Consider the following 16485-nt stretch of genomic DNA (forward strand, 5'->3'; position numbering starts at 1 on the left):
CTCTGATGTCCGGACAGGCTCCAGGGCTGGCATCTCGGGCCCCAGTGGTTACGATTGTGCGGGTCCTATCGGAGAGCCTTAGGCGGCGGCCGGCTCGTGCCGATAGTGGCGCCGTGTAGCGAAACAGAGCCTGCCGCGCCGGTCAGCCTGCCTGCTCCGCTTGAGCTATGTTGAAACGGAGGCACGGGTTGACGCGCGTGTGCGGCAGGGCGAAGGTGCGCCGCGGCACATTTGCGTTTTCAAGACTATCGGGCGATTGAGTCGAAGCAGGAGGCGTAGCCCTAGCGCTAGGCCTTCAGGGAAGCAAGGTTTGGCGGCGGCAACTGGGACTACGACTCCTGAAGCCACCGTCATCCCGAGAGTCTTCCCCTTCCATGCTGACCCAATGGACCCCCACGCTCACCACGCCGTCATTCACGCCCGTCATGCCAGCCGCGCAGCGATTCATGCAGTTTCGCTACCCGCTGCCTTACGGTGCGCTGTTACAGGACGGCGGGGTGCAGTTCGTCGTCTACAGCCGCTCGGCCACGGCCATGCGGGTGTTGCTGTACAAACGAGTCACTGACCGCGAGCCGTACCGCGTGGTCGACTTCAATCGCGTCACCGATCGGTGGGGCGATATTTGGAGTCTCTTCGTGCCTGACCTGGAGGCAGGCGCGTTGTACCATTTTCAAGCCGACGGCCCCTACGCCCCCGAGCGCGGGCATCGCTTCAATCGCAACGCGCGATTGATCGATCCGTATGCACGGGCCTTGGCGGGACAGTTCCAGGCTTCCGAGGACGGCGTCATCCGCCCGCCGAAGTGCGTGGTGATCGACGACAACTTCGATTGGCAAGGGGACCGTCACCTGCGTCGGCCGTTGTCGGAATCGGTCATCTACGAGATGCACGTCCGCGGCTTTACCAAGGGCGCGTCCAGCGAGGTCGAGCACCCCGGCACCTACCTGGGCGTCATTGAAAAAATTCCCTATCTGCAATCGCTCGGCGTCACCGCCGTCGAGCTGATGCCGATCCACGAGTTTCCCACCAACGGCGTGTTCGGCAGCAAGCTCGAACGGCCGAACTATTGGGGTTACGACTCGCTCGCGTTTTTCTCACCCCATCGCGGCTACCAGCAAGGTCACGAGGCAGGCGACCAGGTCCGTCAGTTCAAGGAGATGGTCCGGGCCCTCCACGCGGCCGGCATCGAGGTGATTCTCGACGTGGTGTTCAATCACACCGCCGAAGGAAACCACCTCGGCCCGACGCTCAGCTTCAAAGGGCTGGAGAACCGCGTTTACTACATGCTCAACGGAGACGGCACCTATAAGAATTACTCCGGCTGCGGCAACACCGTGAACGGCAATCACCCGATTTGCCGCGAGATGATTTTCCACTGCTTGCGTCACTGGGTTTACAACTACCACATCGACGGGTTCCGCTTCGATTTGGCGTCGATTCTCAGCCGGAACCGAAACGGCGAGCTTGTGCCAAACCCGCCGATGGTCGAGCTGATCGCCGAAGACCCGATGCTGGCCGATACAAAGATCATCGCCGAAGCCTGGGACGCCGCCGGGGCGTTCCAGGTCGGCAACTTCGCCGACAAGCGTTGGGCCGAGTGGAACGGTCATTACCGCGACGACGTCCGCCGCTTCTGGCGCGGCGACCAAGGCATGATCGGCCCCATGGCGACGCGGCTCTCGGGTTCCAGCGATCTGTACCAATCGAGCGGACGACATCCCTACCACAGCATCAACTTCATCACATCACACGACGGCTACACCCTGAACGACTTAGTCAGCTACGAACATAAGCACAATCAGGCCAATGGAGAGGACAATCGGGACGGAGAGAATAACAACAACGGTGCGAACTACGGAGTTGAAGGTCCGACGCGGCGAAAGCACATCGTCGAGCTCCGTCGGCGTCAGGCGAAGAACATGATGGCGTCGCTCCTGTTGAGCGAAGGGACGCCGATGATCGTCGCCGGCGACGAAGTGCTGCGAACTCAACGTGGCAACAACAATGCTTACTGCCAAGACAACGCCACGAGCTGGTTCGACTGGAACTTAGTCGAGAAGAATGCGGAGATGCTGCGGTTTACTCAGGCCATCATTGGCTTCCGCAAGGCCCAGCCGAATGTGCGGCGGCCGTCGTTTCTCACCGGCCAAGCGCCTCACGAGGGACAGATCCCGGACGTCAGCTGGTATGGTCCTGAAGGCCAAGGCGTGAACTGGAGTTCCCCGCAGAAGAGCCTCGTATGCGTCCTCGGGACGGCCGGTCTTGACGACCCGTCCGCCCGATACATCATGCTGATGCTCCATGCGGGCGGCGATTCGCAGGATTTCACCGTCCCGGCGGCCGTGCGGCGGCTTCCCTGGAGGTTGTTCGTCGATACCGCGGCTGACGCCCCGGGCGACGTCTACCCCGGAGTGAACGGCCCGGCAGTCCCCGCCGGCGGACGCGTGAAATTGGTCCACCACTCGCTGCGGTGCTACGTGGCGTAGAATCGCTCAAGCTTGTACGCTGGAGGCCGTAGCCGGGGACTTTCCTCGCGTCTACGGCCTCCTGCATTTTGCGGTTTTGAACTCGAACAACGACATCGCGGCCATGGCGGCATCACGCTCCAACGTTTCGATTATCGGCATCGGCGACGACGGGCTCGACGGCGCGTCCGACGCCGTGCGACGGATTATCAGTGAAGCCGATCTCTTGGTCGGTAACGACCGCGTGTTGGCGCTGGTTCCGGGCAATGTGACCGAGCGGCTGGTCCTTGGCGCCGACGTCGAAGCCGCCGCCGATCGCATTGCCGCCGAGCACGGCCGCGTCGCGGTGCTGGTTTCGGGCGACCCGCTGTTTTACGGATTGGCCCGCTACCTCTGCGACCGCGTCGGCATCGAACGCTGCGAGATCGTTCCGCATGTGAGCAGCATGCAGCTCGCCTTCGCTCGAGTGAAGGAGAGTTGGGACGACGCCTACTTGACTAACCTTGCCAACCACTCGCTCGAAGCAGTCGTCGAACGGATTCGCACCGCCGAGAAAGTTGGACTGTTCACCACCGATGAGAACGGTCCCGACGCGGTCGCCAAATCGCTCGTAAAACGGAAGATCGATTACTTTACGGCCTACGTCTGTGAAAACCTCGGCGCCCGTAACGAGCGCGTCACTCGGGGTACCCTTGGCGAGATCGCCAACCAGAAGTTCGACCCGCTCAACGTGATGATCCTCGTGCGCAGCGGCAACGCCCCAGACCGACCGCGCGACGCCTCGACGCGGAGCCTGTTTGGCAATCCCGACGAAGCGTTCATCCAATCGAAGCCGAAGCATGGTCTGCTGACCCCGGCTGAGGTTCGCGCCGTGGCCCTAGCGCAGATGGCGCTTTCCTCGCGCAGCATCGTTTGGGACGTCGGCGCCGGCAGCGGTTCGGTCAGCGTGGAAGCCGCGCTGCTCGCTCCAGCGGGGCAGGTGTTCGCCATCGAGCAGGATGCCGAAGACATCGAACTCGTGCGCGAGAATGCCGACCGCTTCGCCGTGGAGAACGTCACGCCGGTCATGGGTCGCGCTCCCGAAGTGTGGGCCGACCTGCCCGATCCCGACGCCGTCTTCATCGAAGGGAGCGGCCGCGAAATCGCCCGACTCGCGGAGCTAGCCTTCGAGCGTCTGAAGCCCGCTGGTCGTCTGGTCGCCAGCGTGGCGAGCATCGAAGGCCTGTACGAAGTCAAGGCGATCCTCACGGCGGCGACGTCCGACGTGAATGTCTGGATGCTCAACGTCTCCCGCGGCACCGACCAACTGCAACGCCTGCGGCTCAACTCGCTAAACCCCGCATTCCTGGTCGCGGCGACGAAGAGCTAGCGTCATCGGCCCGATTGGTCGCCGGCGGCGGTTTTGGTGCGCTACGGCCAATAGGCAATTCCAAACCGATCAACTTCATTCCGGCGATCATCAGCACCACGGCCAACAGGCGCTTAATTGCCGGCGCCGAAAATCGCCGGCTCCCCAGGGAAGAGCCGATGGTGCCGCCCACCAGCGCCGCGAGCAGCAGCACGAAGGCGAAGCTGGGGATCTCGCGCGTCGCCGTCACGTTGCCGAGCAGGCCGGCGATCGAGTTTACGAGGATGAACACGACCGACGTCGCGGCCGCGGTTTTCGTCGTCGCCCATCGCATGACGATCATCAACGGCGTGAGAAAGATCCCGCCTCCAGTGCCGGTGAGCCCTGAGAGCAACCCCAAGACTCCGCCGACCACGAGCGAAACGCCCCGCGACGGCGCCTCCACGTCGGTGGCGTCTTTCGGATCGTAAAGAAATCGCGCCGCTGAAAAGAGGAGGACGATCCCAACGGCGATCTTGAACAAGTGCGCCGGCAAATTGAGATACCCGCCAGCGAACGCCATCGGCACGGAGAAGATCGCGAATGGCCAGAACAACTCCCAGCGAAAATGCCCCGCGCGCCAGAACTGCCATGAGCCGATCGACGCGACAAGGATGTTCAGCACCAGCGCCGTCGGCTTGATCTCCGCCGGCGCCAACCCAAACAGCGTCATTACGGCGATGTACCCCGACGCGCCGGCGTGACCGACCGACGAGTAGAGAAACGCGATCAGCAAAATGCCGGCGGCGAGCCACGGGAGTTGATCGGGCGACATCGGCGTCCTACTCGTCGCGATGAACCGTGGCGGGCGAGAACGCCGGCAAGCAAACGGCAACGTATTCCGCTCCTTCGGCGCCGGGGCTGCTGTAGCGAATCCATTCGCCCGGTTCGGTGACAATCGCCTGCCCCGCGCCCACGTCGAAGATCTCGCTGCGCGTCTCGACCCGCAGCGACCCGCGCAATACCAGCGTGTACTCGGCGAACTCCGGCGTCTGCCCCGGCTCGCTCCAGCCGGAGGGGCTGACCATCCGGGCGAGGCTCAGCTCGGGCGTCTGCGAATTGACGCGGCCGATGTATTCCTCAATTACTTTGGGCGGTTCGCCATGCGCGTGGATTCGCGTCGGAGAGTCAATGAGTCGCGGCATTGTTTTTGCTCCAACCAAGGCGATAGCGGCAGCGCGCCACTGCGTCGATTTCACCAAGACTGGAGCATACATGCGATTTCAGGCCCTCGCCACCGACTTCGACGGGACGATTGCCCACCACGGCAAAGTGAGCGAGGGCACTGTTCAGGCGCTGCGAGAATTACTTGCCACTGGTCGCCGCCTCATCCTCGTGACGGGCCGCGAACTGCCGGAACTGCTCGAAATGCTACCCGCCATCGAACTCTTCGAGTGGGTCGTCGCCGAGAACGGCGGCCTGTTGTATCAGCCATCGACCAAGCAGGAACGACCGCTCGCCGATCCCCCTTCGGCGCCGCTGCTGGCGCTACTGCAGCAGAAGGGCGTCGAACGGATCTCGGTCGGCCGCGTGATCGTGGCGACTTGGGAGCCGTTTGAGAACATGGTCCTCGAATCGATCCGCGAGCTCGGACTCGAGTGGCAAGTCATCTTCAACAAAGGCGCCGTCATGGCCCTGCCGGCAGGCGTCAACAAGGCCAGCGGCCTCCTGGCGGCGCTCAAGGAGATGGGCCTTTCGCCGCACAACGTCGTCGGCGTCGGCGATGCCGAGAACGATCACGCGATGCTGAAGCTGTGCGAGTTTTCGGCCGCGGTAAGCAACGCGCTGCCCGCGGTGAAAGAGACCGCCGACTTCGTCACGCAAGCCGACCACGGCGACGGCGTCGCGCAGCTGATCGCGGCGATGATCGAAGACGATCTCGAACAATTCGACAATCGGCTCACTCGGCATCACCTGCCGCTCGGCAAACGGGGCGAGGAAGAGATCTTGATCCCTTCGCACGGCCCCTGCATTCTGATTTGTGGTCCATCGGCGAGCGGCAAGTCGACGCTGGTCACACGGCTGGTTGAGTCGCTCGAAGAGAAGAATTATCAGTTTTGCCTCTTCGACCCTGAGGGCGACTATGAAAACTTTGCCGGCGCCGTAGCGTTTGGCAGCCCCGACGCGCCGCCGACCGGCGACGAAGTGCTCAAACTTCTTAGCAATCCAGCGTCGAACGCCATCGTCAATCTCACCGGCATGAAGATTCCGGACAGACCGCCGATGTTCCTCGGCATGCTCGGTCCGCTGTTGCAAATGCGAACCCGCACGGGACGACCCCACTGGCTCATCCTCGACGAAGCACATCACTTGCTGCCGGCCGAATGGCTTCCTTCGGAGGGCGTGATGCCTGAGAAGCTGAAGAATGTGATCATGATCACCGTTCACCCTGAACTCCTCGCCCCTGCGATGCTCGAGCGCGTCGACGCGCTGCTTGTCGTCGGCGAAAACGCCGAAGAGATGGTCGCCACCTACTGCGAGGCGTCTGGCGTCGATTGCCCCGAATTCGAACCGCCACAGCTCAAAACGGGTGAAGTCCTCCTTTGGTTCAAGGGAGCGAACGAACCTCCGATGAAAGTCGCAGCGTATCCCTGTAAGACGGAGCGCCGCCGCCATCGCCGCAAGTATGCCGAGGGAGAACTGCCGCCCGACCGCAGCTTCTTCTTCCGCGGGCCCGAGGCCAAGCTGAACCTACGGGCCCAAAATCTGATGGTGTTCCTCCAAACTGCCGACGGCGTCGACGATGGGACGTGGGAGTTTCATCGCCGCCAGGGCGACTATTCCAAGTGGTTCGAAGCGTGCGTCAAAGACGAGGGGCTCACTGCCGCGGCGAAGCAGATCGAATCGCTGCCGGAAGTCGACGCCCATGAAGGGCGTGAGATGATGCGCGCGGCGATTGAACGCGAGTATGTGTTGACGCCGTCATCCAAGATGCCAGTCGCTGGAGCCAGCTAACGGCGCGGCGATTTGGTGTGGGGGCCTTTCCCGGAAGCGGCCCCCTTCGCCCCCTTCGACGCGGGATGCTTTCTCGGCGCCGCGTGGGAGGCGACGCCAGCGCGGCGAGCCTTCGCCGCATTTTCCGCCTGCCCCGTCATCTCATACAGAAATCGACTGGGCACCGTTTCGCGCGGCTTCCCCCACTTCCGTCGCGTGAGCGCAAACGACAGCGTCAGCTTTTCCTGCGCCCGCGTGACGCCGACGTAGCAGAGCCGCCGCTCTTCGTCGATTTGCGATTCGTCCGGCATCTCGAGCGTCCGCTTGTGGGGCAGAATTCCTTCTTCCATGCCAACCATGTAAACGTACGGAAACTCCAGCCCCTTGGCCGAGTGGAGCGTCATCAGCGCGATGGCATTGCGCTGCAGTTGGTCCTCTTTCTCGTCGCGCTGATCCGTGCCGCCGAGGGCGACGTCGTCGAGGAAGTTTCGCAGCAGCGTCGGTTCCTCTTCGTCCTTCTTCTTCGACTTCTTCCCTTTGTCGTATGCAGCGCCGGCGTTGATCAATTCCTCAATCGACGCCGTGCGGGCCTCGCGTTCCATTGGATCGGGGTATAGTCGTTCGAGCTCGCGGCGATACTGCACGCGGTCGACCACGGCGTCGATCAGCTTGTCGATCGGCGCTCCGCGATCGGCGATCTCCCGCAGCTCGCGGATGGTCGTGATGAACTTGCCGATGGCGGCGGCTGCGGCCCCGCCATTGCCCGCCGCCTCGCGCAGCACATTCCAGATTGGTTCGCCCCGGTTGACGGCTTCGGCGAGAAGCTGCTTCACCGTCGCGTTGCCGATTCCGCGCGGCGGCGTGTTGATAATCCTCAGCAGCGATGTTTCGTCAGTCGGGTCTGCAACCGTCTTCAAATACGCCAGCAGATCGCGAACTTCTTTGCGATCAAAGAATGACTGCCCGCCGACCAGAATGTATGGCAGCCGCAACCGACGCAACTCCGTCTCAAACGCCCGCGGCTGCTCATTGGTCCGGCACAGAATCGCAAAATCATTCGCTTTGACTCCGGGCTGCGTCAGCTGCATCTGAATGTCGCCGACGATCCGCTCCGCTTCCTGGGTTTCATCTGGCAGCTGCATAATCACGGGCCGCTGTCCAGCGCCGCGTGCCGGTCGCAAGATCTTGTCATGCCGATGCTTGTTAAACGCAATCAGCGTATTGGCGTAGTGCAAAATGGCGCCGGCCGAGCGATAGTTTTCTTCCAGGCGCACGACCTTGGCTTCGGGCCAATCTTCCTTGAATCGCAAAATGTGTTCGACTTCAGCGCCGCGCCACCCGTAGATCGATTGATCGTCGTCGCCGACGACGCATAGATTGCGGTGCCCCATGGCGAGCGCTTTAACGATGCGATACTGGCTGCCGTTGGTGTCCTGGTACTCGTCGACCAGAACGTGATCGAATCGCCCCGCTTCTTCGCGGCGGATGGCCGGCTGATTGACGAACAACTCCTCCGTGCAGAGCAGCAGATCGTCGAAGTCGACCATCCCGCGGGCCTTGAGGCTGCTCTGATAGCGCCGGTATCCGGCGGCCGCGAGGTGTTCGCGGTCGCTGGCGGCAACGGAAGCAGCTTGGGCCGGGCGCAGCGAGCGGTTCTTCCAGTTGCTGATGATCGCGAGCAGGTCGCCAGGTCGCAGCGAGTCTTCGGGGACGCGAATCTCGCGCAATGCCGCTCGCGCGAGCGATTCCTGATCGCCCCGATCGCAGATGGCGAACTGCGGCGGATATCCGAGCTTCGCGATATGCCGGCGCAACACCTGCACGCACAGCGCATGGAAGGTCGAAATCTGCGGACGTACCGTCGGCTTCTTGGCCTTCCCTTTCCCCTTGCCGCCCGCGCTGAGCAGCGCCATCGCGCGCTCTTGCATTTCGCCCGCGGCCTTGCGGGTGAACGTCACGGCGAGAATTCGATCGGGCTTGATCCGGTGCTTGATCAGGTTCGCGATGCGATGCGTGACCACGCGCGTCTTGCCGGTGCCGGCGCCCGCCAGGACGAGCAAGGGGCCGCTCAGCGTTTCGACGGCGGCGTGTTGGGAAGGATTCAGTCCGTGGGCCATCGGGCATCCATGCGGGCGGGCGAATCGGAGGGGCCGCGGCATCAGCGCTGCAGACTTTTCTGCGGCGTGACTCGTCAGTCTACCCGCTGTCGTCGCTGGTCGAACAGCCGTCGGTCGCAAGTCGGTTGGATTGTGCCTTCGCGACCTCGCGGCCCGACGCTAGCCTTGACGCAAGTCGTTTCATGGCCTTACACTTCGTGTTTGGAGTCGATGTCTCCGACCAGCCAACTCGTCCCCACCGTATTTCATGAATACTGAACGACGCCACGAACTCGAAAGCAACGCTCTCGCCCACGGCATCACCACCTGGAGCGATAAGCTGCGGCCCTATGTCTCGGTAATTCTCGCTGTCACGGCGGGGCTGCTCGTCTTGTTCATCGTCATGTCGTTCTGGAACAAGTACCAGGCCGATCGCAATGCCGAAGCTTGGCAGGAACTGGAACTCGCATTGTTCGAGGGCGACGGCGAGGCCCGCAGCCTGCAGCGCTTGGCAGACAGCGAGGAGTATCAGGGGACTGAAATGCAAGAGTGGGCCTACATGTCGTGGGCCGATCGACAACTCCGTTTGGCCTCGGAACTTTACCTGCGCGACCGCGAGGAGGCGAAGAAGCGGCTTTCCAGCATCGAGGGCATTTACGAGCAATTTGCCGACAACGCGTCGAGCTCTGAGCTCAGGAATCGCGCCCGTCTGGGCTTGGCCCGCGTGAGCGAGATGCAAGGAGATCTCGCGGAAGCGAAGGCCCAGTACGCTCTCGTCGACGGTGCGCTCGCCGTGCTCGCAGCTGAGCGGGTGAAGCAATTGGAAGCGAAGCCTGCCGCTGGAACGATCGAGTGGCTCGCGACCGTGGAGATTCCGAAGCGAACTCCGCCTACCGGTCCGGGCGTTCCGGGAGCCCGCCCTGGTTTTGAAGCGACGCCGCCCGCGGCCGATGCGCAAAGCGGTTTGAACTTTGATTCGACGCAGTCGCTGGAGCAAATCCTCGGCGGCATCCAAGCCGCTGAAGATGGCGCCAAACGCTACGACGAAGGCGCCGACAAGCCTGCTGATCCATCGTCGCCCTCCGTGAGCCCCGCCCCGACGGGCGAAGCGCCAGCCGTTGAAACGACGCCCGCGGCCCAATCGCCCGCCGAGGAATCGATTCCCGGCGAAGCAGGCGCCCCGGCCGCCGAGAAGCCGGCCGAGTAATGAGCTCGGTCGAAGGCGACCCCTGGGACGACGAGATCGCACCGCCTGGCGCGCCGATTGAATTGCCCGAGTTGTTCTCGCTGGTAGTCGATGACGACGCTGCGGGCCAGCGGCTCGACGCCTACCTCGCCGCCTCCATTTCCGGGGTCAGCCGCGCCCGCATTCGCCGCGCCATCGACGGCGGCCTAGCGACGGTCGACGGCTCCCAACAGAAGGCGTCCCATCGCCTGTCGCCCGGCGATCGCGTCGAGGTGCGAGTACCCAAGAGCGTCGACGCGCCGCTCCCTGAACCGATTCCGCTCGACGTTCTTTACGAAGACGACGCCATCGCGGTGGTCAACAAGCCGGCCGGCATGGTCGTTCACCCCGCGAAAGGACATTGGGCCGGGACGTTGGTCGCGGCGCTGGTCCATCGGTTCGATCAACAGCTTAGCGGCGTGGGCGGGCAGGTCCGTCCCGGCATCGTCCATCGTCTCGACCGCGAGACGAGCGGCGTCATTGTGATCGCCAAGCACGACGCGGCCCATGAAGATCTCGCCCGCCAATTCCACGACCGGCTGGTGCAGAAGGAGTACATCGCGATCGTCTCGGGACGGCTCGACCGCGACGCCGATCGCGTCGATGAGCCGATTGGCCACCACCCGACGCACCGCGAGAAAATGGCCGTGCGGCCCGACCATCCCGACAGCCGGCCGGCCGAGACCTTTTTCGAAGTCATGGAACGCTTCCCTGGCTTCGCTCTGGTGCGAGCGCGGCCGAAAACAGGACGAACGCACCAAATCCGCGTCCATCTAGCGCATCTCCGCTGTCCGGTGCTGTGCGACAAACAATACGGCAGCCGCTCGCGAATCACGCTCGGCGAGATGCGGCAAGTTACGCGGCAGAAACGGCTGGGGGGCGACGCACCTGATGAGAAGGTGCTGCTAACGCGGCACGCGCTGCATGCCCATCGGCTCAGCTTTGCCCATCCCGCGACAGGGGAGCCAATGACGATGGAAGCGCCGCTGCCGGCGGACATGGCTGGCGTGCTGGGCATGTTGCGAAGCGGCGGCCAATCGTGATAGAACGCTGGTCGTCGCGATGCTTGAGTCGCGTCGAATCCACCGTAAACAGGAGGAGCGACGAAGGGCATGCTCAAAGAATTCAAAGAGTTCGCGATGCGCGGCAACGTGATCGACCTCGCGGTCGGCATCGTCATCGGAGCCGCTTTTACGAAGATCGTGAATTCGCTCGTCGGGAGCGTCTTCACTCCGATCACTGCCTATCTGACCGGTAACACCGACGTCTCGGGGCTCTCTTGGACCCTGCCACCCGCGATTGAAGGGCAGGAACCAGCGAGAATCGGTTGGGGCGTGGTCGCGCAATCCACGATTGAGTTCATAATTGTCGCTTTTGCGTTGTTCCTCGTCGTGAAAGTCATGAACCGGCTGAAACGACAGGAACCGGCTCCGCCAGCAGCGCCGACGGAAGAAATTCTGCTGCTCCGCGAGATTCGCGACGCGCTGAATAAGCGCCAATAGAATTGGAACGTTCGAAGGGGTCGGGAGCCTTTTGCCACTGGGGGGCCATCAATCCGAGGCAAACTCGCTAGTGACAAAAGATTCCCGACCCCCGCTCCGCATCCATGCCGTGCGGGCGTTACCCCTCCTCTCCCCTCGGTCTTCGCTGTTGCCTCCCGTGCCTCCGTGGTCAATCCATCTTTCGCAACCAAGCGAACGGTCGGCGCGGCAACGATTCCGCGCGCGTTTTAACGCACTATTTCCGCATTTCTCAGCATTTGTCCCAAAATCAGCCCCAATAGACGCAGGGGCCGGTAGTGCTAAAATGGCTGGCTTGCGAGTCTCAAGACCTCTTGAGCGCAGTGCGAATTCAATAACGGAAGCGAACAATGCCAGAAGTCGACGTCAGCAAGAAGGACAAGAACTATTACACCGACGTGCCGCAACAGACCCCGGGATACTTCCTCAAGGGGAGCGGCAATCTCGACTGGGGCATGAAGCACCGGCTCGCGCACACCTTCAACCCGAAGACGGGCCGCACCGTAATGCTCGCCTTCGATCACGGCTACTTCCAAGGCCCCACCACCGGCCTCGAGCGGATTGACCAGACCATCGTCCCCCTCGCCCCGATGTGCGACGCACTGTTCTGCACCCGCGGCATCACTCGATCGATGATCCCGCCGGACATTCAGAAGCCCGTCTTCCTTCGCGCCAGCGGCGGACCGAGCATCCTCAAGGAACTCTCGGACGAACAGATCGCGATGGACATCGAAGACGCGATCCGGCTCGACGCCGCCGGCATCGGCATCCAGGTCTTTATCGGCGGTGAGCACGAAACGCGTTCCGTCCACAATATGACCCGGCTCGTCGACGCGGGTATGCGGTACGGCATCCCCGTGATGGCCGTCACCGCCGTCGGCAAAGAGATGGTCCGCAACGCTCAGTACTTCCGGCTTGCGTGCCGCATGTGCGCGGAGCTTGGCGCCCACGTCATCAAGACGTACTTCGTCGCCGAAGAATTCGAGACCGTCACGTCGTCCTGCCCCGTGCCGATCGTGATGGCTGGCGGCAAGAAGCTGCCGGAACTTGAAGCTCTGACGATGGCCTACAACGCCGTTCAGCAAGGCGCCGCCGGCGTCGACATGGGCCGCAACATCTTCCAGTCCGACGCGCCGAAGGCCATGATGGCCGCCGTCAACAAGGTCGTTCATGAAAACATGAAGCCGGCCGAAGCGCTGCAGCTGTTCGAGTCGCTGAAGGCGGAGACGAAGTGAGCGCCTCTGCGGTCCTCGACCAGCTTCGAGCCAAGCCCCCGAAACTGAGCGTCGGCATTCTTGCCGCCGACGCGATGGACTATGGGGCGGGCGTGAAGCTGCTGGAGCAATTCGGCGTCCTGCTGCACCTCGACGTGATGGATGGCCGCGTCTGGCCCAGCATTACCGCTGGAGCTCCGGTCCTCGCCGGGCTGCGCACCAGCTTGCTGAAGGACGTTCATCTGCTGATTGAAGAACCCGAGAAGCACGTCGCCGCGTTCGCCAAGGCGGGCGCCGACGTGATCTCGTTCTCGATCGAGCACTGTGGAGACGTGGCCGCAACGCTCGATCTCATTGGCCAGCAGCCCAACGCCAACGATCCGACTCGCGGCATCGTCCGCGGCGTTTCGCTCGATCCGGCAACGTCGGTCGACGCGATTGCCGCCGTCGCCGACAAGATCGATGCGGTGACGCTGCTCGCCGTCGGTCCGACCACCGGCAAGCAGAGCTTCATCGACGCGCTCCCCGCGAAAATCGCCGCCGTTCGCGCGCTGAACGAGCGAATCGTCATCTTCGTCGATGGCGCCGTCACCAAGGACAACATCGGCGAGCTGGCCGCGATGGGGCCCAACGGCATCGTCACCGGCAGCGCGGCCTTCGCCGGCAACCCGGCCGAGAATATTCAGTTCATGCTGGAGCAAATCAGTGGATAAGGTTTTGAGCGGCAAGGTCGCCGTCGTCACCGGCGCCGCCGGCGCCATCGGCTACGGCATCTGCGAAGTCCTGCTGGAGAACGGCGCCGTCGTCGTCGCCACCGACTTGGCCGGCGAAAAGCTCGATGCCTTCGCCCAGGACCTCGACGCCCTTGCCCCGGGCCAATCGACCGGCATCGCAATGGACGTCACCAGCCCCGAAGCGGTCGGCTCGGCCCTCGATCAGGTCTACGCCAAATACGGCCGGCTCGACATCGTGATCCACAACGCGGGCATCGCGTACGTCTCGAAGATCGTCGACATGGACGTCGCCCGTTTCCAGTTGCTTGAGAAGGTGAACGTCGACGGTACGCTTGTCGTGCTCAAGGAAGCCGGCAAGCGGATGATCGACAAAGGCGTCGGCGGCGACATCGTCGTCATGTCGACGAAGAATGTCCCCTCGCCGAGCGCCGGCTTCGGCGCCTACAGCGCGACGAAGGCCGCCTGCCATCAGCTCGGCCGCATCGCGAGCGTCGAGTTCGCGCCCCACGACATTCGCGTCAACATGGTCGCGCCCGACGCGGTCTTTTCGGAAGGCAAGTATAAGTCCGGCCTCTGGGACTTGGTCGGACAGGATCGCATGAAATCTCGCGGCATGACGGAGACAGAGTTGCACGATTACTACCGTCAACGCAACCTGCTGAAGTCGTCGGTCACCGGCCGCCACGTCGGCAATGCGGTGCTCTACTTCGTCTCGCGGCAAAGTCCGACGACCGGCTCCACGATCCCCGTCGACGGCGGTTTGCCCGACGCGACGCCGCGCTAGTAGCATTGTCTAGCCTCGGGCTCCGCCCGGGGATCGGGCGCCGCTCCGGTCGGCGTCGTCTTGCGTAGTGTTACCCCCGGGCAAAGCCCGGGGCTGCAACCAAGATTACATCGGCGCATCCGACGGCGGCGACACCACCACATCCCCAAAAATCGCTCCCATCAAATCGCGCGTCCCCAGCGTGCGCGGCGTCACCAAGAGCTCGCCCGCTTGGAACCCGGCGATCTCCCCCATGTGGCGGGCTTGGGCCTCGACGCGGTCAAACACGTGCGCTTTCTCTTTAGCGAACTGTGATGCATAGCAGCGCACCGCGGCAAGTTTCTTCTCCAGCGTCGCACTGATGTCCGAGATGATATGTCCCGCCCCGCCCAGCGGCGTCGCCGAATAAAACGCCAGCGTGTAATACAGCTGAGCCGCGATCCGATGCGGCGGTAAATTGTCGAACTGGTCGTCCCATTTCGTCAATCGGGCGTAAAAAATCGCCGCGTCGGTAATCTGCATCGCCTGCCAATGATCGGGCGAGGCCATCGGCGTCTTTTCGCCGAACCCCAGCACGAGCTTCGGCCGATACCGCCGCAACTCAATCGCGAGCGCCAATCGGTTGTCGTAGGTATCGAACAGTTTTCGATTCGAAAGCTGCAGCACGATTCGCTTGTGGATCCCGAGCGCGGCGGCCGCCGCACGCGCCTCCTCCAGCCTTGCCTCCGGACCAGGCGAGTTCGGGGTCGGCTCCCCATCGGTGAGATCGATGATCCCGACCTTGTGCCCCTGCTCGGCCAGCCGCGCCAGCGTCCCCCCGCAGGCGATCTCCACATCGTCCGGATGAGCCCCGACGGCAATCACGTCGAGCGGTTCGGGAAGTTCAACCACAGCTGACATAATGCTTCTCTTCCTAGTTCGACGACTTATTATTGATGCCGACGAACATTATAAACCGCCAAGGACGCCAAGGACGCCAAGGACGCCAAGGTAAGACAAAGAATAGGTAGCCGCCGATGAACGCAGATAGACGCAGATGGTAGAGAAGGCCGCGTTCTCAGTTTCTTAATTTGCGTTCATCGGCGTTCACCTGCGGTTCCAAATCTCCACATTTCCTTGGCGCTCATGGCGACCTTGGCGGTTGCCTTTGATTCCTTAACGCAGCTTTTCCCGTAGCTTCTCCGCCACGCGTTCGGCAATTCGCTCAATCAGCGCCTCTTCATCCAGCGGCGCCGCACGACTCCGGTGCCATTCCGTCGCCGCCCGCGACCAGGCTGGCGTTCCGAAGGCCCCCACGTTCACGCCACTCTCGGCCCACGCATCGCGGAAGACGTCGTCCGCGAAAATGTCGGCTCCCGCATAGCTCGGCTCATGCCGCGGGTCATCGAAGCCGAACCGCTTCTTCAAGTCGAGTAGCTCCCACCCGTGTTGCTCGGAGAGAAACTCCACGCGGCCCACTTGTTTCGCGAGAATGAGAATCCGGCAGTAGGCGTCGAGGATCTCCGTCCACCAGTAGGCCCGCTCAACGCTTTCGCCGTAGCTCACCGTGCCGTGATTGGCGAGCACCATCACGTTGCTCTTGGCGACGAACGGCAGAATCGTCTCGGCGAATTCCTTGCCGCCGGGGGTCGCATACTTGGCGATCGGCACGTTGCCGAGGAATACCTCGACCTCCGGCAACACGCACGCGGGAATCGCCTCCCGCGCCACGGCAAACGCCGTCGCATGGGGCGGATGGCAGTGAACAACGCTCTTCACGTCGGGCCTTGCCTTCATGATTTCCAGGTGCAGCAGCGCCTCGCTGGAACGCTTCCGCGCCCCGGAGAGCTGGTTCCCTTCCATATCGATCAGCGCGATGTCGGCCGGCTTCATAAAGCCCTTGGTCACCATCGTCGGCGTGCAGAGAACCTCGTTTTCGCTGATGCGAAAGGTGATGTTGCCGTCGTTCGCCGCGGCAAACCCCCGCTTGTACAGCCGGTCGCCGATGTCGCAGATCTCTTGCTTGTATTGTTCAATGTCGGACATGTCTTAGTCGTACAACTTTCAATATGGTCACTTACTAACGCACTCAGCGGCGATCTGGGAATACTTTCAACACAGAGAGCACAGAGGACCCAGAAAAACACGATGCGATCGCTGCGTCCCTC

General features: G+C 62.7%; 14 protein-coding genes. 9 read left to right on the forward strand and 5 right to left on the reverse strand.

What is annotated here, in order from left to right; genetic code table 11:
* The first annotated feature begins 425 nt into the window (after positions 1-425).
* Together glgX and cbiE are read left to right on the forward strand one after the other, a co-directional pair.
* Positions 426-2486, forward strand: coding sequence for a glycogen debranching protein GlgX (gene glgX / locus I41_RS10445; protein ID WP_246133874.1), 2061 nt, complete (start codon positions 426-428; stop codon positions 2484-2486).
* 103 nt (positions 2487-2589) lie between these two features.
* Complete coding sequence (gene cbiE / locus I41_RS10450; protein WP_145432489.1) at positions 2590-3834, forward strand: precorrin-6y C5,15-methyltransferase (decarboxylating) subunit CbiE; 1245 nt, start codon at positions 2590-2592, stop codon at positions 3832-3834.
* Here the strand turns inward: cbiE and I41_RS10455 are convergent.
* Together I41_RS10455 and I41_RS10460 are read right to left on the reverse strand one after the other, a co-directional pair.
* The gene (locus I41_RS10455) at positions 3788-4627 is read right to left on the reverse strand and encodes a sulfite exporter TauE/SafE family protein (RefSeq protein WP_145432490.1); all 840 of its coding nucleotides are present in this window, start codon (positions 4625-4627) and stop codon (positions 3788-3790) included. The genes cbiE and I41_RS10455 overlap by 47 nt on opposite strands.
* Positions 4628-4634: 7 nt before the next feature.
* Positions 4635-4997 (reverse strand): cupin domain-containing protein, encoded by a 363-nt coding sequence (locus I41_RS10460; RefSeq protein ID WP_145432491.1) that lies wholly within the window; start codon positions 4995-4997, stop codon positions 4635-4637.
* 70 nt (positions 4998-5067) lie between these two features.
* Here I41_RS10460 and I41_RS10465 point away from each other — a divergent pair, with 70 nt between their 5' ends.
* Positions 5068-6807: an HAD-IIB family hydrolase gene (locus tag I41_RS10465; RefSeq protein WP_145432492.1), complete on the forward strand. Its 1740-nt coding sequence runs from the start codon at positions 5068-5070 to the stop codon at positions 6805-6807.
* On the opposite strand, the gene I41_RS10470 is transcribed toward I41_RS10465, so the two are convergent.
* Positions 6804-8903 (reverse strand): ATP-dependent helicase, encoded by a 2100-nt coding sequence (locus I41_RS10470; protein WP_145432493.1) that lies wholly within the window; start codon positions 8901-8903, stop codon positions 6804-6806. The two genes, I41_RS10465 and I41_RS10470, sit on opposite strands and share 4 nt — an antisense overlap.
* Before the next feature lie 247 nt (positions 8904-9150).
* Between I41_RS10470 and I41_RS10475 the strand changes: the two genes are divergently transcribed.
* The 6 genes from I41_RS10475 to I41_RS10500 all read left to right on the forward strand — a co-directional run bounded on the left by I41_RS10475 (position 9151) and on the right by I41_RS10500 (position 14359).
* Positions 9151-10089 carry a tetratricopeptide repeat protein gene (locus I41_RS10475; protein ID WP_145432494.1) on the forward strand — a complete coding sequence of 313 codons (939 nt, stop codon included), beginning with the start codon at positions 9151-9153 and terminating at the stop codon, positions 10087-10089.
* A complete protein-coding gene (locus tag I41_RS10480) occupies positions 10089-11150 on the forward strand; it encodes an RluA family pseudouridine synthase (RefSeq protein ID WP_145432495.1) in 1062 nt (353 codons plus the stop codon). The genes I41_RS10475 and I41_RS10480 overlap by 1 nt, the downstream gene beginning before the upstream one ends.
* Before the next feature lie 69 nt (positions 11151-11219).
* Positions 11220-11609 carry a large-conductance mechanosensitive channel protein MscL gene (gene mscL, locus I41_RS10485; RefSeq protein ID WP_145432496.1) on the forward strand — a complete coding sequence of 130 codons (390 nt, stop codon included), beginning with the start codon at positions 11220-11222 and terminating at the stop codon, positions 11607-11609.
* A 368-nt stretch (positions 11610-11977) separates the two neighbouring features.
* Complete coding sequence (lsrF, locus tag I41_RS10490) at positions 11978-12862, forward strand: 3-hydroxy-5-phosphonooxypentane-2,4-dione thiolase (protein WP_145432497.1); 885 nt, start codon at positions 11978-11980, stop codon at positions 12860-12862.
* Positions 12859-13554 carry a ribulose-phosphate 3-epimerase gene (locus tag I41_RS10495; protein ID WP_145432498.1) on the forward strand — a complete coding sequence of 232 codons (696 nt, stop codon included), beginning with the start codon at positions 12859-12861 and terminating at the stop codon, positions 13552-13554. Before lsrF ends, I41_RS10495 begins: the two co-directional genes overlap by 4 nt.
* Complete coding sequence (locus I41_RS10500) at positions 13547-14359, forward strand: SDR family oxidoreductase (protein WP_168206797.1); 813 nt, start codon at positions 13547-13549, stop codon at positions 14357-14359. Before I41_RS10495 ends, I41_RS10500 begins: the two co-directional genes overlap by 8 nt.
* Before the next feature lie 105 nt (positions 14360-14464).
* On the opposite strand, the gene I41_RS10505 is transcribed toward I41_RS10500, so the two are convergent.
* Together I41_RS10505 and I41_RS10510 are read right to left on the reverse strand one after the other, a co-directional pair.
* Positions 14465-15238: a PIG-L family deacetylase gene (locus I41_RS10505; RefSeq protein ID WP_145432500.1), complete on the reverse strand. Its 774-nt coding sequence runs from the start codon at positions 15236-15238 to the stop codon at positions 14465-14467.
* A 255-nt stretch (positions 15239-15493) separates the two neighbouring features.
* Positions 15494-16363 (reverse strand): class II aldolase/adducin family protein, encoded by an 870-nt coding sequence (locus I41_RS10510; RefSeq protein ID WP_145432501.1) that lies wholly within the window; start codon positions 16361-16363, stop codon positions 15494-15496.
* Positions 16364-16485 lie beyond the last annotated feature (122 nt).

The sequence above is a fragment of the Lacipirellula limnantheis genome, from assembly GCF_007746075.1.
Classification (GTDB): domain Bacteria; phylum Planctomycetota; class Planctomycetia; order Pirellulales; family Lacipirellulaceae; genus Lacipirellula; species Lacipirellula limnantheis.

Coding starts and splice junctions, on each gene's coding strand:
- glgX (WP_246133874.1), top strand. CDS start 426: ATGCCAGCCGCGCAGCGATTCATGCAGTTTCGCTACCCGCTGCCTTAC.
- cbiE (WP_145432489.1), top strand. CDS start 2,590: ATGGCGGCATCACGCTCCAACGTTTCGATTATCGGCATCGGCGACGAC.
- I41_RS10455 (WP_145432490.1), bottom strand. CDS start 4,627: ATGTCGCCCGATCAACTCCCGTGGCTCGCCGCCGGCATTTTGCTGATC.
- I41_RS10460 (WP_145432491.1), bottom strand. CDS start 4,997: ATGCCGCGACTCATTGACTCTCCGACGCGAATCCACGCGCATGGCGAA.
- I41_RS10465 (WP_145432492.1), top strand. CDS start 5,068: ATGCGATTTCAGGCCCTCGCCACCGACTTCGACGGGACGATTGCCCAC.
- I41_RS10470 (WP_145432493.1), bottom strand. CDS start 8,903: ATGGCCCACGGACTGAATCCTTCCCAACACGCCGCCGTCGAAACGCTG.
- I41_RS10475 (WP_145432494.1), top strand. CDS start 9,151: ATGAATACTGAACGACGCCACGAACTCGAAAGCAACGCTCTCGCCCAC.
- I41_RS10480 (WP_145432495.1), top strand. CDS start 10,089: ATGAGCTCGGTCGAAGGCGACCCCTGGGACGACGAGATCGCACCGCCT.
- mscL (WP_145432496.1), top strand. CDS start 11,220: ATGCTCAAAGAATTCAAAGAGTTCGCGATGCGCGGCAACGTGATCGAC.
- lsrF (WP_145432497.1), top strand. CDS start 11,978: ATGCCAGAAGTCGACGTCAGCAAGAAGGACAAGAACTATTACACCGAC.
- I41_RS10505 (WP_145432500.1), bottom strand. CDS start 15,238: ATGTCAGCTGTGGTTGAACTTCCCGAACCGCTCGACGTGATTGCCGTC.
- I41_RS10510 (WP_145432501.1), bottom strand. CDS start 16,363: ATGTCCGACATTGAACAATACAAGCAAGAGATCTGCGACATCGGCGAC.